Source organism: Candidatus Abyssobacteria bacterium SURF_5, from assembly GCA_003598085.1.
Taxonomy (GTDB): Bacteria; Abyssobacteria; SURF-5; order SURF-5; family SURF-5; genus SURF-5.
Genome location: QZKU01000094.1, coordinates 1 through 23,281 on the forward strand (window position 1 = coordinate 1; position 23,281 = coordinate 23,281).

18 protein-coding genes are annotated in these 23,281 nt (G+C 54.8%); 12 read left to right on the forward strand and 6 right to left on the reverse strand.

Going from position 1 to position 23,281, the window contains the following annotated elements; all coding sequences use genetic code 11:
- Positions 1-237: 237 nt before the first annotated feature.
- Complete coding sequence (locus C4520_13525) at positions 238-2,433, forward strand: hypothetical protein (GenBank protein RJP18966.1); 2,196 nt, start codon at positions 238-240, stop codon at positions 2,431-2,433.
- A complete protein-coding gene (locus C4520_13530; GenBank protein RJP18967.1) occupies positions 2,430-3,833 on the forward strand; it encodes a sigma-54-dependent Fis family transcriptional regulator in 1,404 nt (467 codons plus the stop codon). The genes C4520_13525 and C4520_13530 overlap by 4 nt, the downstream gene beginning before the upstream one ends.
- 194 nt (positions 3,834-4,027) lie before the next feature.
- Here C4520_13530 and C4520_13535 read toward each other — a convergent pair whose 3' ends face one another.
- Complete coding sequence (locus C4520_13535; GenBank protein ID RJP18968.1) at positions 4,028-4,420, reverse strand: PilZ domain-containing protein; 393 nt, start codon at positions 4,418-4,420, stop codon at positions 4,028-4,030.
- The gene (locus C4520_13540; GenBank protein RJP18969.1) at positions 4,421-4,795 is read right to left on the reverse strand and encodes a PilZ domain-containing protein; all 375 of its coding nucleotides are present in this window, start codon (positions 4,793-4,795) and stop codon (positions 4,421-4,423) included.
- A 150-nt stretch (positions 4,796-4,945) separates the two neighbouring features.
- Between C4520_13540 and C4520_13545 the strand changes: the two genes are divergently transcribed.
- From C4520_13545 to C4520_13575, 7 genes are all read left to right on the forward strand, one after another.
- The gene (locus tag C4520_13545) at positions 4,946-5,131 is read left to right on the forward strand and encodes a hypothetical protein (protein ID RJP18970.1); all 186 of its coding nucleotides are present in this window, start codon (positions 4,946-4,948) and stop codon (positions 5,129-5,131) included.
- Positions 5,132-5,467: 336 nt separating this feature from the next.
- Complete coding sequence (locus C4520_13550) at positions 5,468-7,267, forward strand: DUF4900 domain-containing protein (GenBank protein RJP18971.1); 1,800 nt, start codon at positions 5,468-5,470, stop codon at positions 7,265-7,267.
- 8 nt (positions 7,268-7,275) lie between these two features.
- On the forward strand, positions 7,276-7,647 hold the full coding sequence (locus tag C4520_13555; protein RJP18972.1) for a hypothetical protein: 372 nt from the start codon (positions 7,276-7,278) through the stop codon (positions 7,645-7,647).
- 21 nt (positions 7,648-7,668) lie between these two features.
- Positions 7,669-8,247 carry a hypothetical protein gene (locus C4520_13560; protein RJP18973.1) on the forward strand — a complete coding sequence of 193 codons (579 nt, stop codon included), beginning with the start codon at positions 7,669-7,671 and terminating at the stop codon, positions 8,245-8,247.
- 17 nt (positions 8,248-8,264) lie between these two features.
- Positions 8,265-8,768, forward strand: a complete 504-nt coding sequence (locus tag C4520_13565; protein ID RJP18974.1) for a hypothetical protein — start codon at positions 8,265-8,267, stop codon at positions 8,766-8,768.
- Between the two features lie 358 nt (positions 8,769-9,126).
- Positions 9,127-9,834: an FHA domain-containing protein gene (locus tag C4520_13570; GenBank protein RJP18975.1), complete on the forward strand. Its 708-nt coding sequence runs from the start codon at positions 9,127-9,129 to the stop codon at positions 9,832-9,834.
- Positions 9,835-10,040: 206 nt separating this feature from the next.
- Complete coding sequence (locus C4520_13575; protein RJP18976.1) at positions 10,041-10,844, forward strand: hypothetical protein; 804 nt, start codon at positions 10,041-10,043, stop codon at positions 10,842-10,844.
- Between the two features lie 88 nt (positions 10,845-10,932).
- On the opposite strand, the gene clpB is transcribed toward C4520_13575, so the two are convergent.
- Both clpB and C4520_13585 read right to left on the reverse strand, forming a co-directional pair.
- Complete coding sequence (clpB, locus tag C4520_13580) at positions 10,933-13,533, reverse strand: ATP-dependent chaperone ClpB (protein RJP18977.1); 2,601 nt, start codon at positions 13,531-13,533, stop codon at positions 10,933-10,935.
- 249 nt (positions 13,534-13,782) lie between these two features.
- Entirely contained in the window at positions 13,783-15,531 is a 1,749-nt protein-coding gene (locus tag C4520_13585; protein RJP18978.1) for a hypothetical protein, read from the reverse strand.
- A gap of 696 nt (positions 15,532-16,227) precedes the next feature.
- On the opposite strand from C4520_13585, the gene C4520_13590 reads away from it, so the two are divergent.
- Both C4520_13590 and C4520_13595 read left to right on the forward strand, forming a co-directional pair.
- Entirely contained in the window at positions 16,228-17,880 is a 1,653-nt protein-coding gene (locus C4520_13590) for a hypothetical protein (GenBank protein ID RJP18979.1), read from the forward strand.
- A gap of 75 nt (positions 17,881-17,955) precedes the next feature.
- Positions 17,956-19,392, forward strand: a complete 1,437-nt coding sequence (locus tag C4520_13595) for a hypothetical protein (protein RJP18980.1) — start codon at positions 17,956-17,958, stop codon at positions 19,390-19,392.
- A gap of 1,058 nt (positions 19,393-20,450) precedes the next feature.
- On the opposite strand, the gene C4520_13600 is transcribed toward C4520_13595, so the two are convergent.
- Positions 20,451-21,185, reverse strand: a complete 735-nt coding sequence (locus C4520_13600; GenBank protein ID RJP18981.1) for a slipin family protein — start codon at positions 21,183-21,185, stop codon at positions 20,451-20,453.
- A 37-nt stretch (positions 21,186-21,222) separates the two neighbouring features.
- Positions 21,223-22,662, reverse strand: a complete 1,440-nt coding sequence (locus C4520_13605; protein RJP18982.1) for a nodulation protein NfeD — start codon at positions 22,660-22,662, stop codon at positions 21,223-21,225.
- A 75-nt stretch (positions 22,663-22,737) separates the two neighbouring features.
- Between C4520_13605 and C4520_13610 the strand changes: the two genes are divergently transcribed.
- Positions 22,738-23,118, forward strand: a complete 381-nt coding sequence (locus C4520_13610; protein ID RJP18983.1) for a hypothetical protein — start codon at positions 22,738-22,740, stop codon at positions 23,116-23,118.
- Positions 23,119-23,281 lie beyond the last annotated feature (163 nt).

Below are 23,281 nucleotides of genomic sequence, written 5' to 3' on the forward strand. Positions count from 1 at the left end.
TCAACCCGCACATCCCTTGGCTTTATGACTTCAAACTCGACTTTCGATTCAAATGAAGAGATGAAAATGTAAAATAAACTGTTTCAATAAAATCTCTGCCTTTGTGGGAATGGGAGGAAAACCAAGAAGCGGTGGAGAACAGGGGCGGTGTTTCAGGACGTGCGAGGCGCCATTGCTTATCGATGAGTTGCCAGTCAATCACAATTATGGTGTTGCCTCTGTCGACTGTGGTAAAATATGGAGAACCACTGCCGAGGTTTCCCACAGCGGAACGGACTGCTGCAACAGATCATGCACTTTAATCAGCTGATAGAATTCATCGGACACTTCATGGGCGCCGTGCTCCAGCTCATTCTGATCATGATGATGTCCCGGCGCAAGGAAAAGCGGCACAGCGAAAGGGTCTTTTTTACGCTGGTCGTGGCCGTTTTCATCTGGCATTCCGGCAATTTTGTCACGATCTTCTCGAGTCTGCTCACCGGCGTGCGCGTGATGCTCATCGGACTGATATGGGATACCGCATCCACATTGAGCATCGGATTCATTCCGGCTCTCCTGGTGCACACGCTCCTTGCTTTCCTCGACGAGGCCAAGGGTGAATCTGTTTCTCGCAAGCGGTACCTGCCGCTCTTCCTGTCGTACTCACCGCTCCTTCTGCTGTGGAGTGCTCCAATGAACCTGGTGCAGCATCCGGAGTTGCCGCGTGCGGAAAACATATTTGCCGCTTCCAATCTTTTCCATTACTGGGCGGTCGTGGCGATTGCGGCCGCATCTTTCATGTGCTACCGGTTGTCGGTCCTCTCGCGCGACGACATCCAGCGGCGCTTCTACATCTCGATGGTACGGACATTCGTCATCATCTTCGGCTTGTTATTCTTCACCTATGTGCTTCGCGCGCAGAGCGTGCCGGTATTAGGGGCTTACTTCGAGAGCGCTTGTGCGCTTGCACCGATGTTCCCGACGATTATTTTTTCCTATTTCATTCTCCGGTACAACTACATGGAGTATGTCCTCAAGAGGAGTCTCTTTTATTCAATCCTGGCAACTTTCGTTCTCGGCGTCTACATCTTGGGCATCCGCCGGGTCGGGGATGCCGTCGAAAGGACGCTCGACATCGATTTCAGGATCATCGAGGCGATCCTGGTCATTGGTCTCATTCTCCTGGTCGAGCCGTTGCGAGAGCGGTTTCAGGCTGTGTTCAACACGCTGTTTTTCCGCGAGCAGAATTACTACCGGCGCGTGTTCACGGAGCTGAGCCACCGGCTGGCGTCGCTCCAGGGCATTGAAGTCGGCAGGCTGCTCCGGTACGTGGTGAACAGTGTTCAGGCCGCAATGCGACTGAGCACCTGCAGAATCATTTTGTTCCGTCACGAAGAGGGGAAACTGGTCGTGGAAGAGACGTCTTCACCCCTGCCGTCGTATGAATTCGAAAACATCGTCCGATATTTCCAGAACACGCGGGTCAACAATATCTCGTTTTGGCAGACGCGCGATCAATTCATCGTGAAGGAGATGAAGGAACTCGAAGCGACCATGGTGCTGCCGATCTATCGCGAGGGCAACCTTGCGGGCATCCTGTCGCTTGGCTCGAGCACGCAATATCGCGATCTGTACGACAACGAGATCGAGATGCTGTCGATTCTCTTGAACCACCTGATCAGCGCAATCGACAACACGCGTTTGCTTCGCGACAAGCTCGAACTTGAGCGGCGCATGCTTGCCAGCGAGAAGTGGATGAGCCTGGGGCAACTGGCCGGCCAGATCGCGCACGAAGTCAAGAATCCGCTGAGTTCCATCAAAGCGATCGCGCACGTGATGCGGGAGGAGCTGCCGCCCGAGAACCAGTTCTACAAGGATTTGACGATGGTCGAGGACGAGATTGATAAGCTTGCCGGAGTGGTAAACCAGTTGCTCCTGGTGGCTCGCCCGAAGGCCTACGAGGAACAGACGACCTACCTGCGGGACGTCGTCGAGAATGTGGCGAGCGTTCTGCGGGCGGAGGCATCGCTGCATAATATCGTGATCACGTGCAGCTACAATGGCAAGATACCGGTTCTCAAGGCCAGCCCGGTGACGATTCGCGAGATACTGTTCAATGTCATGCATAACGGCCTCCAATCCATGACCCACGGCGGCACGCTTTCGGTCCGTGTCTCCTGTCATTCGCCGGGAACGGAGAAGTCGTCAGTGGTGATCGTTGTGCGGGATACGGGGCCGGGCATCTCCGACGAGGACATGCCGAAAATTTTCGAGCCGTTCTATACGACGCGGGAGGGCGGTAGCGGGTTGGGGCTCTGGGTAGTCAAGGAAAAACTTGCCGAGTTGGGCGGCAGCATCGGAGTACAAAGCGAGAATGGGACTAGCGTCACCATCAGCATTCCGGTCGAATCAAGCGCCGCGGCGCCGGGTGCAAATGAAACGGGAGAATCATGACATCGGAATCGAAAATCCTCCTCGTGGATGACGAGAAATCCGCCCGCTACGGGATGCGGCGCGCCCTTGCCAGCTTTGCGAGCCGCATACTGGAGGCTGGGAATGGAGTAGAGGCCATGGAGATTGCGCAGAAGGAAAATCCCGACCTGGTAATCATGGACGTTGCGATGCCGGAGATGGACGGTCTCGAGGCACTGCAGAGACTTCGCCAGCTTCAGCGTGCGCCGGTGGTTATTATCGTTACCGCTCACGGTTCTGAGAAAATTGCGGTCGAGGCAATGAAAAAAGGGGCGTACGACTACATTGCGAAGCCGTATGAGGTCGATGAACTGCGCCTGACGGCGCGAAGAGCGCTTGAGAAAATCTCGCTCGAGTGCGAGAACCGCCGACTGGCTGAAGAATTGAAGCGGCACGAATCCTACGGAGAGATAATTGGCGCCAGCAAGCCGATGCAGGAGGTATTCGATCGCATCGGAAAGGTGTGCCAGACCGACGCCGCTGTCCTTATCGAGGGCGAGAGCGGCACGGGCAAGGAACTGGTCGCCCGCGAGATTCACCGGCGGAGTCATCGAAGCGATGGGCCATTCATCATCATGAACTGCGCTGCATTGCCTGAGAACCTGATCGAGAGCGAATTATTCGGCCATGAAAAAGGGGCATTTACGGGCGCAACGGCTCAAAGGAGGGGGAAGTTCGAAGTCGCCCACGGCGGCACGCTTTTTCTCGATGAAATCGGTGATATGAGCGTCAACACGCAGGCAAAAGTACTCAGAGTGCTCCAAGAACAAAAATTCGAGCGGCTGGGAGGAGAGAAGACCATCAGCGTCGACGTGCGCATCATCAGCGCCACGAACAAGGACCTTGCCTCGGCAACGCGGGACGGCGTCTTTCGTGAGGACCTGTACTACCGGCTGAAGGTGATCAGCATCTGTCTGCCGACGCTGAGAGAGCGAACTGATGACATTGCCGCGCTGGCCGATCACTTCGTCAAAATGTACAGCGTCAAACACAAAAAGATGATCTTGAGCCTCGACTCTGAGGCGATCAGAGATCTGCTCGCCTACCATTGGCCCGGCAATGTGCGTGAATTGCGGAACTCGATCGAAAGCGCCGTTGTCCTGACAAACAGCGAGATCATCAGGCGGGATGACCTGCCCCCGGAGATCCGCCGGCAACCGGGCGACGACTTCTCTCGAGCTCTCCTGCTCGATACCGACCTGCCATTCCGCGAGTGGAAGAAGAAAATGGTCGAGTCGGCGGAGCGCCGGTACTTCCTCCGCAAGCTGGAGGAGAACGATCGCAATATCAGCCGGACCGCTCGCGCGATTGACATGCTGCGCCAAAGTCTCCAGCAGAAGCTGCGGGAATTGAATATAGACGTGCGGGAACTGCAGGATTAGTATCAAGGACCTTTTCCCGCTTGAGCGCGTTTGGTCATTCCGGCTTCAGAATCCGTCCGAAATGTTACCTTTTACCACCTGCTCCTTCCTCACATCCCTGACTCTCCTGCGCCGGACGAGACAACCCTTCCCTGCGAAAACAGTGGCAAAATGGAAACATTGCAAGCTTGATCGACTAGAAGGCGGGAGTTTCCTCAATCAAACATGGATACGCCGGTCGTAACCATCGGCTTTACAAGAAATCGCAGCGCAATTCGGCGGGAATATCCTTCGTTCTGTTCTTGATCGAGCGGCTCCGACCGCACGATGACGGCAGGGGCATCGAGTTGGGCCGACGGGAAAGACGCATCGGGGCCAAGCGGGATGGCGATCGAGACGGCCACTTCGGCTCCCGGTGTGAATACGTCGGCCGAATCGAGGAGAAGACCATTGGCGGATACATTCTTCGTGCGAAAAAACCATTCGGGCGCATCGTCAGTATAATGGGTGCTCTTGAGCCGAACGGGATATACGGCGTCCCGGCGAGGCGCATGCCTTCTTTCTTGCCCGGCGCACGATTGTCTTATTTGAGCGCTACACTCCGACACTTACCACAACTCCTTCTTGAGATGAGACAGAACCCTCATGTAGCGAAACCACTCGATCACCCCGACCTTGCGAATGGAGCATCCCACCAATCGAGATGAGCCACTCCCTTCAACGGGAGCAACCCATCTCACGCGCGCCTGCAACTTGACGGGATGAAGGTAATTGCTTTTAAGTTCTATTTCGACATCGCTGCCGGGGCTGAACTCGCAACAGGTCCGAATGCTCAGGCCGCGAATACTGATATCTTCCACTTTCGCTTGCTCTTCGATAAGAGTCGCTCCGCAAACGCGGGCCTCGAAAAATGGAGGGCAATGATACCTGTTAATGTCCCGATGAGTTCTTTTTGCTTCGGATTCCTTCATATGTGATGCCATTCATCACTCGTATTTGACCTGCTGCCGCCGCAAGCGAGGCAAGATTACGATAGCATACCGATCGGTTAAAGGTCAAATTTGCGCCGGGACGCAGCCTCCGCTATAATAGCTGTAAATCCTGCACAGTATTCCCGAAAGGACGATGTTTCGATGGTCGCTAAACGCATTATTTGTCCGCTCTGCGGCGATGAGGTTTCCGTTGACAGATTTCAAGCTCATTTTGAAGCCGAAAAATATGTGCTTGACCGGATATCGAAGGAGCATCCGGAATGGAAAGAGTCGGACGGAAGCTGCACAAAATGCCTGAAATACTATAGGTCTCTGACGAAGGAATAGGCCGATCAATTAAGCGTTTCCATATGTCAAAACGAAAGCAGAGAAAGCCAAAAAAAAGCAAGGTCACGAGTTCTATTCCCGCCTCGGCCAGTCCGACACGGTTCTTCATATTTCTCGCAATTGGGCTGGTGCTGTTTTTCATTTTCTTTTTCTTCGTTGCGATCCGCGCCGGCTCATTCAGTCAACCCTGATCCTTTCTCGGTTCCCCTCTAGAATTCCAAAAAACCGTTGACAATTACAATTTTGGTCCTTCCTGTGGGTCTTCTCCATGAGAATCCAGAGGAATGGGTAGACAGAGCTCATTGATTCGGCTGAGGTTATGCCGGAATTGCAGGAATGGCGCGGAATATGCTATTGGTAAACTCCGATCATGCAACAAGGAGGGGAATCATGATCTCACAAAAGGCATCCCGCTGTTTCCCCGGTGGAGCTGTTGCGGGCGACCCGCGCGGATTCTTGCTGATTTCGCTGGCAATGGTTCTTTTTGTTGCGGCGGTTTTCGTTTCCGTCGCAGCCACAAGGACCATTCAGGATAAACAATCGACGGCGATCCGGGCGGAAAACGTCGAATCGTTTTATGCGGCACAGGCGGGCGAGCACGCCATGAAGGCAGCCATCAGGCGGGATGCGCTTGCGCGTTTTTCCGGTTTTCAGGCCGGCTGGCCCGGTACGGGTCCGATACTCTCGAATCCGGAGAGTTTTTTTGCCGACCATGTGACATTGCCGGGAGTGCAACTGCCGAACAGTGCCTGCTTTGAGCAAGTAGAAGCCGATCTTGCATTCGTGAGCCAGGAGATTACGCCGATCCGGCAGGTTTACAATTTCCAATACACGATCACTTCCCGCGGCACCAATCCGGACTCTGCCGACCGTTTGATGCGGATAGTCTCGACCGGCAATTTCCAGATACAAGTTGACCGGCAGAGCTTTGCAAACTACGCCCTGTTCACCGATAAACATACCCTCACCAGCGGCACACGCGTATGGTTCACGACGAACACGAATTTCAGCGGTCGTGTACATACCAACGACCGGTTCGCGTTTGCGTATAACCCGACCTTCTCGAACGGGCTGGTCTCCAGCGTCGCCGACGACGCGTATTACTACAACAATGGCAATCCGAAACTGCTTGCTGCCGACCACAACGCGCCCAAGGACGTGCCGGTATTCGGCGAAGGCTTCGAGCGTGGGGCCGATGAGATAGATTTGCCGCCCAATGCCTTCGACCAGCTTGAAGCTTCGGTCGGCGGGTCGGCCGCGGACAATGATGAACTGCGCACAAGGCTCGGGCTTCCGCCCGACGCCGCTCCCCCGCCGGATGGCATCTATGTGCCCAACGACGGCGCCTCGCTGACCGGCGGCATCTATGTTCAAGGAACTGCTGCGGATGTTCTTGTGTATGTCGATGGCGGCGGGAATCAATGCTACAACATTTCGCACTCGAACGGGTCCACCTCGAATATCGTGGTTGATGCCGCAAATAACCTCACCACGGTCAATTCCATAACGTATACGGGGACACCCAATGGAGCTCTGTACGTGGCGGGAGACATCGAGTCTCTCGGTGGTCCCTCAAGGACAGGTGAGGGAGAAATCCCGCCTGCAATCGAATCGGAGACGGCGGCGAGTGTTTTTGCGGAGGGCGATGTAGTCATAACGCGCGATCTCGCATACGAGGATAATCCGCTCACCACGCCGGACGCCGAGAACGTGTTCGGCGTATTCAGTCCCGGCGGCGACATCAGGATTGGCGCCACCGCACCCGATGACGTCGTCATTCACGGCACTCTGATGACCTCCGCTCCCAACGGAGTCGTCCAGGTTGACGGCTATTCCTCCGGAGAGCCGCGGGGGACCGCGACGATTCTGGGTGGAGTGATCTCCAGCTATTACGGCGCCTTCGGCACGTTCAACGGCAGCGGCCATGCGACAGGGTACGCGAGGAACTTCATTTACGACATGCGCCTCAACGGAGGACTTGCGCCGCCTTTCTTCCCGACAACTTCGTTATTCCTGCCGGCAGGGCTGGGCATGAACCAGGTCCAATGGATTTCGCAAGGACAATATATTCCCGGCTATTCCGAGTCTTTTGAACTCCCTTCGGACGAGCCGGATTTCAATCCTGATTTTTCATGAGGTGATCGATGCAGCAAAAAAAATCTTCTCTGAGCCAACGGAACGACATAAGGAAAGGGGCGCAAGCCGGGCGATACGGGGATTTGCGACTGCTCGCGCTGTGCACGGGAATACTCCTGCTGTGTGCTGCCGGTGTTCTCTTTCGCGGCGCTGCCGCGCCTCAACGCGATGATGTGCGCTCTTCCCCCGCGAGCGTTGATTCCGGTTTGGCCGAGAGAGAAGCCCCCGTGCAACAATCGAGTGTGGAGGCTGCCGATGAATACGCGTTTGAGCAGGCGCCCGACGCACCGCTGGCGATACAAGCCTCTCCCGAGCGCCGCGACGCTGGAATTCAGAACATGATCGAACAGATGCCGCGCAATGAGACCATCATATTCTGATGTGGAAAAGAAGGAATCGCGATGAGAGTCGTTCGTGATGAAAGGGGTCTCACTCTTGTCGAAGTGGCGGTGTCGATTGTCATCCTGACGCTGTTGCTGCTCGGCATCGGCGCCATGCTGACCGTCTCGATGCGATCGGCGATCACCAACCAGGAGCGGCACCTGGCCGATTCGCAGGCCCGCATGGTGACAGAACGCATCCTTAATTTCGCCGCAATGGGGTCCGCCAACTTCGATGCCTTGATCGCAAACAACCATAATGGAGCCCAGCCGGCCCAGCCGGCCATTCCCGGGGTTCGACCGGCGATCCCGGCCGAGCCGCCTAACGACCGCTTGTATGCTGATTTTGACGGCGACGGCGTGGCCGACTACGGGATCGGCAGCAAAAGAATCTTTGTTTATCAGTTGCTGATCGACGACATACCTGTGGGAGGGCAAACGGGACTGCTCAAACAGATAACCATCCGTATCTATTATGCGGATCAGAATCCTGCCCAGGCGAGGGTTGATACGAGGAAACACCGCAATCCGGGCGGACCAATGCCGCGGCATTATACTCCTTCGCTCGCTGAAGTGTGCACGTATATCTCGCGGCCCTGACAGGTGGTGCTGAAGAAATGTCGCAAATAAAGACTGCAAGAAACGAAGCCGGTTTCACCCTGGTAGAACTCGCGCTGACTGTTGTGATCGCCCTGGTCATCTCGATTATGGTCGTGCGCTTTTGGATTACCACGTCGGAAGCTTTCATACTCGATACGAACATTGTTACGCTCAAACAGCAGTCGGAGCGGACAATCGAGATCATGTCCGAAAAAATACGACGCGCCAACGCGGCGACAATCGTGGTCAGCAACGGCAACAGCACCATTGATTTCGTTGATACTTTCGACGGAGCGGCCGTTCGATACGAATTCCAGCCGCCTGCGCCGGGCGGTCCGCCGTGGGGACAGATAGTGCAGACGGCAAGTGGAATGCAGGTTGTGCTTGCCAGTTATGTCGAAAACTTGCAGTTCACGGCTACACCGACCGGCCTTGTCTCGGTAACCGCCGCCTTTCAGACGGGAAGCGGCAACGCGCAATCCCGCCTCACCTCCCAATTCAGCGCCTCCGCAAGAAATTAGTCGAAGCCCTGCCAGTGACGACCGTCCGTCTAGTGCCGATGACCCATCATCATAGGGCCATGCGCACTTGAGAAGAAAAATCCCGGTGGGCGATCTGCGTTCCAGGGCAGTTATTGCACTCGAGGAGGAAAATGGCTGCGGCCGAATCCGCCTCGGATCAAGCAGGTCAGTCGAGGCCCGACAGGTGTGATCGCCGGCATTGGCAAGAACTTTGCTCCCTATTCAGTAGTGACGGCATTGCCTTCGGGCGGTGAGTCGCCTTGGTTGCCCGAGGAGAAACACGGGAATTTCGAATTATACATAACGTGCTTATAACATTTTACTTAGATGCAGTAATCGACTGAAAGAGGAGACAAACATGGCGATCCTGACGCTCGTATTTGGTCGCGATATTTTGGGAACATTTGACGTAAATCGGAACAAGATGATCATTGGACGCGCGGACGATTGTGATATCGTTATCGATAATCTTGCGGTTTCACGCCATCATGCAATCATCGAAAAGAATGACGGCTCCGTCCTGATCAATGACCTGGACAGCAACAACGGCACGTTTATCAACGGGCAAAAGATCATCGGGTCAACCGCCCTCAACTTCGGTGATGAGATCGGGATCGGCAAGCACGTTCTTGTTTTCGATAGCCATGCGAAGAAAAGGAAGCCGCTGGATGCACCCATAAAAGAGGCTCTTCCTGATATGGATTCTCCAGAGCGAGGCACCATGTTGGTCGAACCGAAGAGCATGGAGAAGATTCAGAAGAAGGTGAGCGCCAGTCGCAAGGCGCATCTTCGCTTGAAAAACGGGCATAATGATGTACTGATTCGGCTCGATAAAGCAGATCTTTTCTTCGGCAAGGCATCTGAGTGCGATGTAAAAATAGGCGGTTTCTTCTGTTCTCGCAAACACGCTGCAATTAAACGCGTGGAAAACGGTTATCAGGTGATAAATTTCGCAGTGCTCTCTCCGACTCGGCTTAACGGGACACGGGTTCAATCGGCTTTCCTTTGTGACGGCGATGAAATCAAAATGGGCGGAAACACGTTCCTGTTTCATTCCGACCAGTAGCGCATCACGACATCGGAAATATCAGCATGCCGGTTGTCAAAAATCGATTTCACCGCGGCTTCACCCGAGGAATTAATATAACCACCGTTGTCCGGGACCACTCGGTTAGGCGAGAGCGGTGTATCGGAAGAGCCTTACTGTCACCCCACTAAGGATCGATTCTCAGAACAGCGTTCGCTTCAAGATAGGAGGGGAATGAACTGACCATGGCAAAATGCAACTGGCTGGTGATTCTGGTTTTTGTCAATGTTTTCTTTTACCTCGCACCGGCGTACGCCGACACCATCATCCTCGTAAATGGAAAGTCATTTGAAGGTATCATCACGGCTGAAGAAGACGATCGCGTCCAGATCGAAGTTACTGCGAGCCGTGAATTGAAGTGGTTCCCGCGCAACCAGATCGACTCGATCATTTTGGAATATCGTGATGTCGCTCCGGCGGAATATGATGATCCAGAAGATCAAGCGGCGGCGCCTCTCTCCGTCGTTGGAATGAATGATCCGGGGGCAGCCGCAGCGCCTTTTAAAGGGCCTCGAGATGCACCGGTTACTGTCATGGCTTTCACTGACTACCAATGCCCGGCATGTGTGCGGCTTATGCCGCGTCTCCAGCAGGTGCTGGATATGCATCCCAACCAGGTCAAAATCGTATTGAGAAACTGTCCGTGGTCGTATCACAAGTACGCGAAGGAGGCCGCGCTGGCGGCTCTCGCTGCGCACCAACAGGGGAGATTCTGGCAATTCCACGATGCGTTGACGGCAAGAGGGACGGCGATCGATAGCGCGACTATTGCGGCTGTCGCGCGCGAAACATATCTGGACCTGGAAAAATTCAATGAGGACATGAATGGAGCCTACTGCAAAGAACAACTGGCAAGAGATCAGCAGGCGGTCAAGGATATGGGAGTAAAAGCTACACCTTCGGTTTTTGTTAATGGGACCTTCCTGGATGATCGCTCCCTCCGGGGTTTTCAAGTAATGATCGAGGCGGAACTGCAAAAAAAGAAATAATTCTTCTCAACACAGATGCTAAGGAAAAGAAGGCGGGCGGCCTTTCGGCCGCCCTTGCTTTATGTAATCAGGGTATCCCCCTGTTGCTTTAGACTCTCGCCGGCTCTACTTTTCTGAAAACGATCTGCTCATTCTCGGCATCCACCTCGATCGTGCCGCCTTCACGGAACTCGCCCTTGAGCAGGCTCATGGCGAGCGGATCGAGCACCAGGCGCTGGATAGTCCGCTTGAGCGGACGCGCCCCATAGGCGGGATCGTATCCTTGCTCGGCCAGCAGTTCCTGCGCGTGCTCGGTCAGCTGAAGGTCTACCTTCCGCTCGGCAAGCCGTTGCTTCACGCGCGCAAGCTGAATGGAGACTATCTCCTTGATCTGGTCTTTGCCGAGGCTGTTGAAGGTGATGATGTCGTCGATCCGATTCAGGAATTCCGGCCTGAACTCGCGGCGCAGCGCATCGAGCATCACTTTACGCGCCTGTTCGGGATCACCATTGACCTGGGCAAGATATTGGCTGCCGACGTTCGAGGTCATGATGATGACGGTGTTCTTGAAATCCACAGTGCGACCCTGGCCGTCGGTCAGGCGCCCGTCATCCAGGATCTGAAGCAGAACGTTGAAGACATCCGCGTGCGCCTTTTCGATCTCGTCGAAGAGCACAACGCTGTAAGGCTTGCGGCGGACCAATTCGGTCAGTTGTCCGCCCTCTTCATAGCCGACGTATCCGGGCGGCGCCCCGATCAGCCGCGCAACAGTGTGTCGCTCCTGGTATTCGCTCATATCTATCCGGATCATTGCCGACTCGTCATCGAAAAGGAATTCGGCAAGCGCGCGCGCCAGTTCGGTTTTGCCGACACCGGTCGGCCCGAGGAATATGAACGAGCCGATCGGCCTGTTGGGGTCTTGCAGGCCGGCCCGGGCGCGGCGGACGGCGTCGGAGACGGCATGGATCGCGTGGTCCTGTCCGACGACGCGTTGGCGCAGTCTGTCATCCATTTTCACCAGCTTCTCCATTTCGCCTTCAAGCAGTTTTGAGACGGGAATACCGGTCCATTTGGAAATGATCTCGGCGATATCCTCATCGTCGACTTCTTCCTTGAGGAAACTGCGCGTGCTCTGGATTTCCGCCAGCCTTTTATTCGTCTCTTCGAGCTGTTTCTGCAGCTCGATCATGCGCCCGTAACGGATTTCGGCGACGCGGTTCAGGTCGCCCGCCCGCTCCGCGCGCTGTTCCTCGGTCTTTTCGCGGTCCATCTGCTCCTTGATCTCGCGAACGCGCTGAATGACATTTTTTTCGAGCTGCCACTGCGCTTTCATCTGCCCGCTCTGCTCTTTCAGATCCCCCAGTTCCCGCTCGAGCTTCTCGAGTCGTTCCCGGGAGGCGGCGTCTCTCTCTTTGCGGAGCGCCTGCCGCTCGATCTCGAGTTGCATGATCTTGCGTTCGACCTCGTCAATCTCGGTCGGCAGACTATCGATCTCGATGCGCAGCCGCGAGGCCGCCTCATCGATCAGATCGATTGCTTTGTCGGGTAAAAACCTGTCCGAGATGTAGCGGTGCGAAAGAACGGCAGCGGCCACGAGCGCGGCGTCCTGAATACGCACGCCATGATGCACCTCATATCGCTCCTTCAGCCCTCGCAGGATCGCGATGGTGTCCTCAACCGAAGGCTCCTCCACGAGGACAGGCTGGAACCGCCGCTCGAGAGCGGCGTCCTTCTCGATATGCTTTCGGTACTCAGTCAAGGTGGTCGCCCCAATGCAGCGCAATTCCCCGCGCGCAAGAGCCGGTTTGAGCATGTTCGAGGCGTCGACGGCGCCCTGCGCAGCCCCGGCGCCAACCAGCGTGTGCAGTTCGTCGATAAACAGAACGATGCTGCCTTCCGCTTCCTCGATTTCGCGAAGCACGGCCTTCAAGCGATCCTCAAACTCGCCGCGAAATTTGGAGCCGGCCACCAGCGCGCCCAAATCGAGCGCGACGAGGCGCTTGTTTTTCAGGGATTCCGGAACATCGCCGGCAACCATCCGCTGGGCCAGCCCTTCAACTATTGCCGTCTTTCCCACGCCTGGGTCTCCGATCAGGACGGGATTGTTCTTGGTTCGGCGCGAGAGCACCTGCATCACTCGCCTGATCTCGTCATCGCGCCCGATAACCGGATCAAGTTTGCCTTTCTCCGCCAGTTCGGTCAGGTCGCGGCTGTACCGCTTCAATGCCTGGTACTTCTCTTCGGGCGTTTGATCGGTGATTCGCTGGCTCCCCCGGATTTCGACCAGCACCTTGTAGATCGTATCGCGAGTAACCCCGTATTCACGCAGGAGCCGGGCCGCCTCGCTTGCCTTTTCGCCCTCGGCAATTGCTATCAGGAGGTGCTCGGTGCTAATGAATTCATCCTTTAGCTGCTGGGCTTCGGCGTTGGCCCGATTGAACGCTCTGGAAAGCGCATTTGACATGTATAATTGGCCGGCCTCGCCATAAATCTTCGGCATCCGCTCGAGAATTTCTTCCAGCCGATTCGTAATTACCCTGGGATCGACCTCGAGCCGCTGCAGAATGGGGGCAACGATCCCCTCAGGTTGCCGTAACAGGGCCGCGAGTAGATGCTCCGGCTCAATCGCCTGATGGTTATACTGTTCAGCGATCTGCTGGGCTTCTTGCACTGCCTCTTGCGCTTTTATTGTGAATTTGTCAAAACGCATGGGTTCTCTGCCTCCTCATTTCAATTATATAATTCAAGAGAAGAAAAAGCAATTTGGGTGCCAGCTTTGCAATCAATATAAGCCTTTTGTTAACAGATACTTATATATACGAGAGGATACGGGAGCGGCACCATCGTTTGATATTTGTTTCATATTGAAACAAATAAGGAGGATCAAGCTACCACACTGGTGGGTAATCAAAAGAACCGCTGCCTCCACAGAGACGAGCGGAGGCAGCGGTTGGCAGGTTTATACCTTGCTGAGAGCTTTGAAGAAAGTCAGGAAAATGATTTTGAGATCCAGCAGGAATGAGCATTCATCGACGTACTGCAGATCCAACTGAATCCAGTTATGGAAAAAATTAGTGCTCTTGCCTTTTATCTGCCACAGGCCGGTGAGACCTTGCTGGACCTTCAGGCGTACGTCGCGCCAATGGGGATTAAAGCGCATCTCGCTCATGGAGAGCGGGCGAGGGCCGACAACGCTCATGTGCCCCTGGAGCACGTTGAGAAGTTGGGGGAGCTCGTCCAGATTTGTCCTTCGGAGAAAGCGGCCGACCCGAGTTTCGCGGGGGTCGCCGTCGATCTTGAACATTGGTCCGTCGGACTGATTCAGGTTCTGAATCCTGGTTTTTATCTCTTCGGCCTCTTGGACCATAGTGCGGAACTTGATCATTTTGAATGGCCTGGCATCTTTGCCGCAGCGAGTCTGCGCAAAGAAAACCGGCCCTCGCGAATCAAGTTTGATCGCTATGGCGATGAAGGTCCACAGCGGTAATGTGAGGAGGAGCAGCGTGCCGGAGAAGGCCAGGTCCAGCGTTCTTTTCAGGATCGGGTACAGGCGCCCGTTCAGTTGCCTGGTCCAACTCGGTTTTTCCTTTATAACTTTGCGCACGGTCGTCCCGCCCAGGACGGCCCCAATGCCATCCAGGAACGGCTCTCCGTTCAGGATAATGCTTTCGCGGCAATAGCCGGTGTCGAATCTTGCGGCCTTACCGCTGATCAGGCATTTGTCCACTTCAAAATCTGAAGGAAGCGAGCTATCGGCCCAGAGAACGCTTTCACGAATGAAACTGTTCTTCTTCAATTGACAGCCCGGCCCGATAACCGACGGCCCTATGAGAGTAACGTTCTTATCAATGGAGGTATTCTCCCCGATAACCAGCGGGCGGATCAACGTCGCCGTCGGGTCAATGGACACATTTCTTCCCACCCAAATCTGACTCGTAATTTCCTGATAATCATCAAGGTGCTGCTTTGCTTGGGGTGTATCCCGCAGCAACTCAAAATTCATCCGCAAGTAATCGCCGATGGTTCTGATCCCGGCACAATTCTGCTTGTGTTTCCAACCTTCCACCTTCATTCCGCTCTTGCGCACTTTCGGAAGCAGCTGCTCCTTCATATCCATGAAGCCCGTCGGTTTGATATGTTCGAGCACCTGCGACTCGAGCACATAGATACCGGACGTTTCCATATTGGAGCGTCGATCCATCGAGAAGTGAAGCTGGACCACCTCTTCGATTTCGTTGTTCCCGTTCAGCAGTACGCGCTCGATCCCGGATTTCTTCTCTCCCTGAGTCACCAGTCCTACAGTCAGGTCCGCTCCCGAATGCTTGTGGTGCAAGATCATCTGCTGCAAGTCTTCGGGATGGAGGGAAATCAAACCGGCGGCAATCAAAACTATGGTATGGCCCGAAAGCTCCGGCTCGAGCGGTTTCAGGCAGCCGGCTGTTCCTCGCGGATGATCTTCCACCACCGTACGAACTTTCATTCCTTCCAGCGGCTCATTCGTCAGCGCGGACACAATCTCCTTGTCGCCAACGGTCAAGAAAACTTCCCTAATTCCCATCCGTTCCAGTGTCTCGAGCGTATACTGGTATGCCGGCTTATTCGCAATCGGAAAGAGCGCCTTCGGAACTTTTACTGGATCTATCGAACGACTATTCTTGCCGCCTATGGCTACTACTGCTTTCACATCCATATTCGATTCTGCTTCCATTCTGCAATTGCTCTGCGACTAGTCCTATTCGAAATGCAACTGTGATGTTCTTGGAGTATGTGTTGAAACTAGGTGCTTATTTTCGCCTCCTCATCCAACTTCCTTATTTCGAGAGACACGAACACCTACGGCCTCTGAATTATGCGAGTTGGTATTTTGAAGTGATTTGGTGTCTACAGAAATATGGCGAGCAACAACATTATGCCTTGCCGGCTATAAAGTTGCTTTTGGTTGGACCGCTTCGCCCAGCCACGTCTGTAAGCAAACCAAATTCACGCTCTCCGACAACAATAGGTGCAGCTACCGTCTTAACCGATTCTGAAAAATCCCGTTTTTTGGTGTTACTACTGCTCTTACTGTTTTTCCAGGCGTGCGCGTATTTGGTAAGCAAAAGGACCCCCGCGTACGTAAAACAGATTATATCCTACAAGTTTATCAATGTCAAGTGTAAAACTTTACTCTTAAAAAAAAGATTAGTTTGTCTTAATTTACCGGAATCAGTCTTAAAGGAGCGTGTTCTTCTCCCAAATGTTGCGAAAAAAGAAGCAAGAAAAGTGCCACTGGGACAAGCAATGTCTTGCATGCCGTGGCTCGTGTGCATTTCAAGACTTTTTCCATTTATTTCGCTGATAGTTGTGGTATTATGAACAGAAACTAAATCGTTCGCAAGGGCTTTCGGGCTGAGGGAGGAAAAAAATGAAATTTGATATATCGGTGCAAAATGGAACAATTTTGGACGGCACCGGTCATCAAGGTTTTCCAGCCGATTTGCTCATAAAAGATGCGCGTATTGCGGCTGTGGATCGAACGCAGTCCCCCCACGAGGCGCATCAAGTCATAAATGCTTCACAAAGGATTGTCTCACCCGGGTTTATCGATGTGCACACGCATGCGGATTTTATTTTCGCCTCACCGCGCCACCATCAGCTCCTCGAGCCGTTTGTTCGGCAGGGCGTTACCACCATGGTGACAGGTAATTGCGGGGTTTCACCCGCTCCGATGAATAGCGACTGCATCGACCAATTCTCGGCTTACTGGGACTGCATTCTTCCGGGGGAGGGCCTCGGATGGGGCTGGAGGACAATGTCCGAATTTCTGCATCATATTGAGACGTTGCGTCCGGTTCTGAACATGTCTCAACTGGTCGGGCACGGCACGGTACGCCTCGACGTTCTGGGGTACAATCGGAGGTCTCCGACTGCCGGAGAACTGGAGACAATGCGGCGGCATGTGAGGCAGTCAATCGAGGAGGGAGCGGCCGGATTGTCGTTCGGTCTCGGATATGTGCCGGGAATTTGGGCAGATACCGCCGAACTTATCCACGTAGCGCGGGGCCTTCCGCCGAATGGACATATTACGGTTCACCTGCGCGGGCAGACCCGCTTTTTCGATAAAGCGGTCGAGGAAATGATATCAGTGGCGGAAGCTGCCGGCGCATCGCTTCAGCGTTCGCATTTTGTGCCTTTCAAAGAAACATACACCGAACAATTCTTTTCCGCATATCAGTTGACCGAATCGGCGCGTGCGCGGGGAATGAACATCGGCTACGATCTACTCCCTTACGCCGTCGCTTCCACCACGATTTTCATGCTGTACCCGCCGTGGATGCTCGAGGGCGGCCTGCCAGCCTTCTTCACTCGGCTTGGCCGGCGCGAGATTCGCGATCGGCTCATTGACGAGTTCAAACATCGCAAACCGGAATGGCCTCAATGGAAGAGCGGTACGTGGTGTGATTTCGAGTGGGACGAGGAGGCCGGCTGGGGAGATTACCGTTTCTACGGATTCAGGAAAAAGGAGCATCTCGCTTATGAGGGGCTTAACCTTGAAGCGATAGCCGAGGATATGTCCAGGAACCCATTCGAGGCTCTGTTCGATCTGACGGTGGCCGAAAGCGGGAGACTCTATTACACTTCCGGCTCTCATGACGACGAAGGTTTCGATATGGCGATGGGCATGTTCCTGCAGCTTCCGCACATGTCGTTCATGACTGATGCCGTCGGCATCGGGCGCCAGGCGAAGCACCCATCTCATTATGGGACATTCCCTCGATTTCTGGCGAGACATGCGAGGGACTGGGCGACGTTTCCTCTGGCCGAGGCGATCCGGAAATGCACTTCGCTGCCGGCGCATCAACTTGGAATAAAGGACCGCGGCGTAATTCGGGAAGGAGCTTACGCCGATCTCGTGATTTTCGATCCGGATACCGTCGAAGACATGGCATCGTTTGCCGCTCCGTACCGGTATCCTCAAGGGATTGAGACCGTGCTCATCAATGGAGCCCCTGTCTGGCACAATGGAGAATATCTCGGCGCGAACGAGCGGCCGGGAATGGTCCTGCGAAACCCGTAGTCCTTGTGGTATACTTGTGCGCGGTCATTTTGCTTTTTTTTCGAGCCCCAGCTTAAAAGGAGAGACAGAGCGCCAATGATTCTTGAGGAGTTCCAGCCTATTTTCCACCCCCGTTCAATCGCAGTTATCGGCGCCTCAAACGATCCCACGAAATATGGCGGCCGGTACTTTTATGCGATGAGAGAGCGCAGTTATCAGGGTAAGCTGTATGCGGTCAATCCGAATGCAGCCGATATCGATGGCGAGAAGGTGTATGCGCGGGTGCAGGACGTTCCGGATGATATCGACTTTGCGATTGTCGCCGTCGCCGCGCCGCTGGTGGTGAAAGCCGTTGCCGACTGCGCCGAAAAACACGTGCGCGCGGTCCAGATTCTGACCGCCGGTTTCAGCGAAACCGGATCGGCTGAGGGAACCGAATGGGAGCGGCAGATGGCGCGCATCGCGCGCCAGAACGGCATGCGGATCATTGGGCCGAACTGTTTCGGCGTGTACAGTCCGGAAAGCGCACTCACACTTTTGCCGGGGCCGGACTTTCCGTCAGAGATCGGTCCGATCGGCGTTATCTCGCAGAGCGGCGGGTTCACTTCTTTTCTCATCCGAAAGGCAATGGGCCTGGGAATTCGGTTCAGCAAAGTGATCAGTTATGGAAACGCGTGCGACCTGAACGAGGTGGATTTCCTTTCGTATCTCGAGGCCGACGACCGGACGAAGGCGGTGGTGGCCTATGTCGAGGGGGTGCGCGACGGCAAGCGGTTTCTCGATGCAGTCAAGAGGACCAGCCTCAAGAAGCCCGTCTGCATCTGGAAGGGCGGGCTGAGCGGGCTCGGCAGCCGAGCGGTCGCCAGCCACACGGCCTCGCTCGGCGGCAGCAAACAGATTTGGGACGGCTTCTTCAGACAGACCGGAGCAATTCCCGCCGTGGGCGTGGAGGAAGTACTCGATCTGATCGTCGGATTTACTCATATCCCGAATTTCTGTTCGAAAAGACTTTCGGTAGTCGGCGGCGGCGGCGCCATAACGGTGGCGGCCGCCGACGCGCTTGACCCGTATGGCATCTCGATGCTCGAGTTCCCGCCGGAGACGCAGCAAAGCATCCGCCGGTATCTCGCGCCAAGCGGCAACAGCGTCAGAAATCCGGTGGACGTGGGCACGCCCGTCTTCCTGCCGTTCACGCTCAAGCCGATCCTCGAGATCATTGCGCGAAGCGAACTGGTCGACGCCGTCATCGTCGAACATTGGGTGACCAATTTCATGCCCTCCTTCGTGCAGGACCTGGCCGACGTGATCCCCTCAGTCCGCGACGCGAGCGGCAAACCGTTCGTCGTGAGTTTACCCGGCCCGTGCAGCTCGAGCGATACGATCGATATCGAGGAGACCCGCTGGAAATACCGGGAATGGTACCTGTCGCAGGGCGTCCCGGTCTTCGAAACGATCCAGCGCTCAGCAAAGGCTCTCGGAAAGATCCTGCAGTACAATGAATTCGTTCAAAGGCGGAAGGACCAACAAGCTTAGGCGGCCAAGACGGCGGGAATCGGACGGGCCCTCCCACCGCTCGCATTCAGCGCGTCGATAGGTAAAGCAGCGACTCCGACTCATTTGGTGTTCGCGTACTGCTTCCCTCAGAAACAGTTCAAGCAGCATTTGCCGCATCTCCCCCGAACAGCCTCGTTCCAATTTAGTTTTCACGGATTCATCCTTTGTTGCTCGTGCTTTAGCCAAAATCGATCTGGCCTAATCCTTTCAATTTTGCGGGGTGCGCGGCATAATGCTTGCACACGCGAACGCCGATTCGGATGGAAGTACTTATGGAAATTGTACTTATGATCAGGATTGTGGAGGCGCTCCCATCTCCTGTTGAAAAAGAGAAAACAGACTCTGCGGAGAGCGACTCAGGAGTCCCTTTGTCAGTCATTGCGTGCCGGCGGAATCAATAAAAAAAGTTAGTTAATACTTGACAAGATATTATGCTATAGGATATAATCTTCGATAGCAAGGTCTACCGCTAGGGAGAGGAGGAGCCATGCAGGAGAGAAGGATAAGCGAACGGAGAAAAAAAGAACGCAGAACCGACATCCGAGCCGCTCGCAATCATGCGGGGATGCAGAGGCGAGTAGATGAACGCAGACGCCGCGAGAGAAGGCAGGTTCGCGCAACTCGCAAACCGGTTACCCGTGAGAGAGCATCCAAGAATTGAGCGTCAGTTATGTGCTTGGCGGCATGCTGGCGGTGAGCAGCGCAGCATGCGCGCACCTGGCGTTCTGTTGTGACCATTCTGTGTTCGAGCCTGCTTTCTTTCCGGCTCCTTCGCGTAGCGAATCAAACTCAGCCGCTCATCTTTCCGGTGTGTGAAAAAGTGTATTGCGACCGCATGTTCGCAGTCGAAACCGTTCCCGCGCCGTCATCCGTGCCGGAATCGATTTCCCGGGAGCGCGGTTCGTGATTTCGTCCCGCCGGCACAAAACCTACGTTTGACGGGGATTCCTCCTGAACGTGCTCTGATCTCATTCCTGTGCATTATCTGCAACCGGTTTTGCTCACTGTTGCAGTTACTTCTCTACCTTCTTTCCTCACTACTTCAGGAACGGGCGGAAGAGATCGAGCGGTATGGGAAGCACGATAGTCGAATTTTTTTCCGTCGAGACTTCGACGAGAGTCTGCAGGAAACGCATCTGAAGAGCCATCGGGTGAGCTTCCATCATTACGGCGGCATCGACGAGGCGCTGGGCGGCCTGGAATTCACCCTCGGCATTGATCACCTTGGCTCGGCGTTCGCGCTCGGCGACAGCCTGTCGAGCCATGGCTCTTTGCATTTCCTGCGGCAGGTCCACATGCTTGATTTCCACGTTCGAGACCTTTATCCCCCACGGGTCGGTTTGCCGATCGAGAATATTCTGCAGTTCATGGTTGATCTTGTCTCGTTGCGCCAGGAGTTCGTCCAGTTCCGCCTGCCCCAGGATACTCCGCAACGTGGTCTGGGCCATCTGCGAGGTCGCAAACAGATAGTTTTCGACCTCGACGACGGAACGGATGGGTTCCATGACACGAAAGTAGGCAACTGCATTCACTTTCACTGAGACGTTATCGCGCGTGATGACATCCTGCGGAGGCACGTCAAGCGCGACGAGCCGCAGGCTGACGCGCTGCATGTTGTCTATCGGCCAGAAGACCATGATGATGCCCGGCCCTTTCGGCTCCGGCAGCACGCGTCCGAGCCTGAAAATCACGCCGCGTTCATACTCATTCAGAATGCGAATGCAACTGAGCACGTACAGGACCGGAAGCAGCACGATTATAAGTATCGTCATCTTTTGGATCTCCTTTTTGTCAGATGCCTGCCGCACATTACTGGTCAATACTCTCGACTGTCGCCGTCATGCCATCGAGTTCGACAACTCTCACTTTATTGCCCTTGCTAATGGGCCGGCTGCTGCGCGCGTTCCAGATCTCGCCGTGTACGAATATTTTTCCTGCAGTCGCGATATCTGTTTCCGCGATTCCGACTTCGCCGATCAATCCCTCTCGCCCGACCACACTTTTCCTTGCGTGGACCCGGATCACGAGCGTGACGAGGAAAATGAAGATTGCGGCGGTCGTCAGCACCATCGGGAGAATGACCGCCAGCGATATCCGCAGGAATTCATACGAGGAATCGATGAGCATCAGCGAGCCCAGCGTCATGCAGATCAGCCCGCCAATGGTCAAGAGGCCGTAGCTGGTTACTTTGACTTCTGCTATAAACAGGACCATCGCCAGCAGAATGAGCAGGAAACCCGCGTAATTGATCGGCAGCGCCTGGAACGAGTAGAAGGCGAGAATGAGGCAAATGGCGCCTGCGATGCCGGGGAACCCGACGCCGGGATGCGTAACTTCGAAGAGCAAACCGAAAAAGCCAAGCATCATCAGGATGTAGGCCACGTTCGGATTCGATATCGCATTGAGGACTCTCTGACGCGTGGTCATATTGACATAGCGGATTTCCGCCTCTTTTGTCTGAAGGACTCTCGCGCCCGCGGCAGTGGTCACCTCGACTCCGTCGATCTCCGAAAGCAGAGTCTCGATGTCTTTGCTAATGTAATCGATTACGTTCTCGGCGAGGGCTTCCGTCTCAGTCACCGAAACGCTCTGCGTGACCGCCTTCACCGCCCACTCCTCGTTACGGTCTCGCGTGCGGGCAATGGCGCGCATCCAGGCAACGGTATCGCGGAGCACCTTATCGCCCATGACCGTGCCGGTGGGCTCCACCTCGTCCGCCTCTTCCCTTTGCGGTTGATCGCCGGCCTGCTGATCGTCGGGTTTCTCTTCCGAGGGGCCTTCCTGGCGTTTCTCCAGTTCTTTGAGCTTTTGCTGGAGTTCCTCGAGCGCTTTGCGCCACGACTCGCCGTCCTCTCCCCCGCCGATTTCCACGGGATGCGCCGCCCCGATATTGGTTGAAGGCGCCATCGCCGCGATATTAGCTGCCAGAGTTATAAAGACGCCTGCAGAGCCGGCGCGTGCCCCGCTGGGCGCAACGTAAACGACGACCGGCACCTCCGCATTCAGTTCCGCCTTAACGATCCTGCGGGTAGACGCCACCAGGCCCCCTGGAGTATCGAGTTGAATGACGAGACATTCTGCTCCCTCCTCCTCGGCCCGAGCGATCGCCCGCGAAATATATTCGGCCACAACCGGGCTGATAATATCCTCATCTATGGTAATAACAAGAACCGTGTTGTCCCCGGCAGCAGCGGAAGGCATAACCAGGGAAAGCGCTGAAAGGAGCAGAAGGAAAAGAGCTTGTCGCATGTTTTCTCACTTTGCCTTTACATCCAACTCATTATATTCCATTTTTCGGTCATAAGTCCAGAATGGATAAATCGCATGGATTTCTCTTCCATTGACGTTCAGGCAATCCACGGGTATAATTTCAGCAAAATGAAATTGCACGGGAGGCGCTACATGAAAAGATTCGGCATCGTGATTGTCTTCGCAATTGTTTTGAGCTCCCTGCTTTTCCCGGAGCAGCAAGCTCCGGCATCCGATGAGGGCGATGTCGTCCTCCACGAACAGACATCGGCATTTGAACCGGCGGAATCTGCGTCCGCACTCGGAGAACCGGCGATCTCGCCAAACGATACCTGCAGCGGGAAATGCGGAGGCGCCATTAATCGTTTCTTTGCCTTCGGCTGCAGGCTGAACTATCGGATCCTTGATTGGACGCTCAGCGACAAATGCGAGACGGAAATTCCAGGAACGCGATGAACGATTTTCCCCCGGTATTTGATCCTCCGCCACACGAATGTCTTGCGGAAGGACCTTGTTTTCTGGCCAGGGCTTACGCATCTAAATTCCGAGTAATTTCTGTAGGAAAGTTTGATCGAGGGCGGCTTTTGTTCTTTTTCTTCTGAGTGATAGCTTTGGTGTT

Bases quoted from the DNA above. Each gene is read 5' to 3' on its own strand.
- C4520_13555 (RJP18972.1), top strand. From the start codon at position 7,276: ATGCAGCAAAAAAAATCTTCTCTGAGCCAACGGAACGACATAAGGAAA.
- C4520_13590 (RJP18979.1), top strand. From the start codon at position 16,228: ATGAAATTTGATATATCGGTGCAAAATGGAACAATTTTGGACGGCACC.
- C4520_13600 (RJP18981.1), bottom strand. From the start codon at position 21,185: ATGACGATACTTATAATCGTGCTGCTTCCGGTCCTGTACGTGCTCAGT.
- C4520_13550 (RJP18971.1), top strand. From the start codon at position 5,468: ATGGCGCGGAATATGCTATTGGTAAACTCCGATCATGCAACAAGGAGG.
- C4520_13610 (RJP18983.1), top strand. From the start codon at position 22,738: ATGGATTTCTCTTCCATTGACGTTCAGGCAATCCACGGGTATAATTTC.
- C4520_13570 (RJP18975.1), top strand. From the start codon at position 9,127: ATGGCGATCCTGACGCTCGTATTTGGTCGCGATATTTTGGGAACATTT.
- C4520_13595 (RJP18980.1), top strand. From the start codon at position 17,956: ATGATTCTTGAGGAGTTCCAGCCTATTTTCCACCCCCGTTCAATCGCA.
- clpB (RJP18977.1), bottom strand. From the start codon at position 13,533: ATGCGTTTTGACAAATTCACAATAAAAGCGCAAGAGGCAGTGCAAGAA.
- C4520_13560 (RJP18973.1), top strand. From the start codon at position 7,669: ATGAGAGTCGTTCGTGATGAAAGGGGTCTCACTCTTGTCGAAGTGGCG.
- C4520_13530 (RJP18967.1), top strand. From the start codon at position 2,430: ATGACATCGGAATCGAAAATCCTCCTCGTGGATGACGAGAAATCCGCC.
- C4520_13540 (RJP18969.1), bottom strand. From the start codon at position 4,795: ATGGCATCACATATGAAGGAATCCGAAGCAAAAAGAACTCATCGGGAC.
- C4520_13525 (RJP18966.1), top strand. From the start codon at position 238: ATGGAGAACCACTGCCGAGGTTTCCCACAGCGGAACGGACTGCTGCAA.
- C4520_13605 (RJP18982.1), bottom strand. From the start codon at position 22,662: ATGCGACAAGCTCTTTTCCTTCTGCTCCTTTCAGCGCTTTCCCTGGTT.
- C4520_13565 (RJP18974.1), top strand. From the start codon at position 8,265: ATGTCGCAAATAAAGACTGCAAGAAACGAAGCCGGTTTCACCCTGGTA.
- C4520_13545 (RJP18970.1), top strand. From the start codon at position 4,946: ATGGTCGCTAAACGCATTATTTGTCCGCTCTGCGGCGATGAGGTTTCC.
- C4520_13585 (RJP18978.1), bottom strand. From the start codon at position 15,531: ATGGAAGCAGAATCGAATATGGATGTGAAAGCAGTAGTAGCCATAGGC.
- C4520_13575 (RJP18976.1), top strand. From the start codon at position 10,041: ATGGCAAAATGCAACTGGCTGGTGATTCTGGTTTTTGTCAATGTTTTC.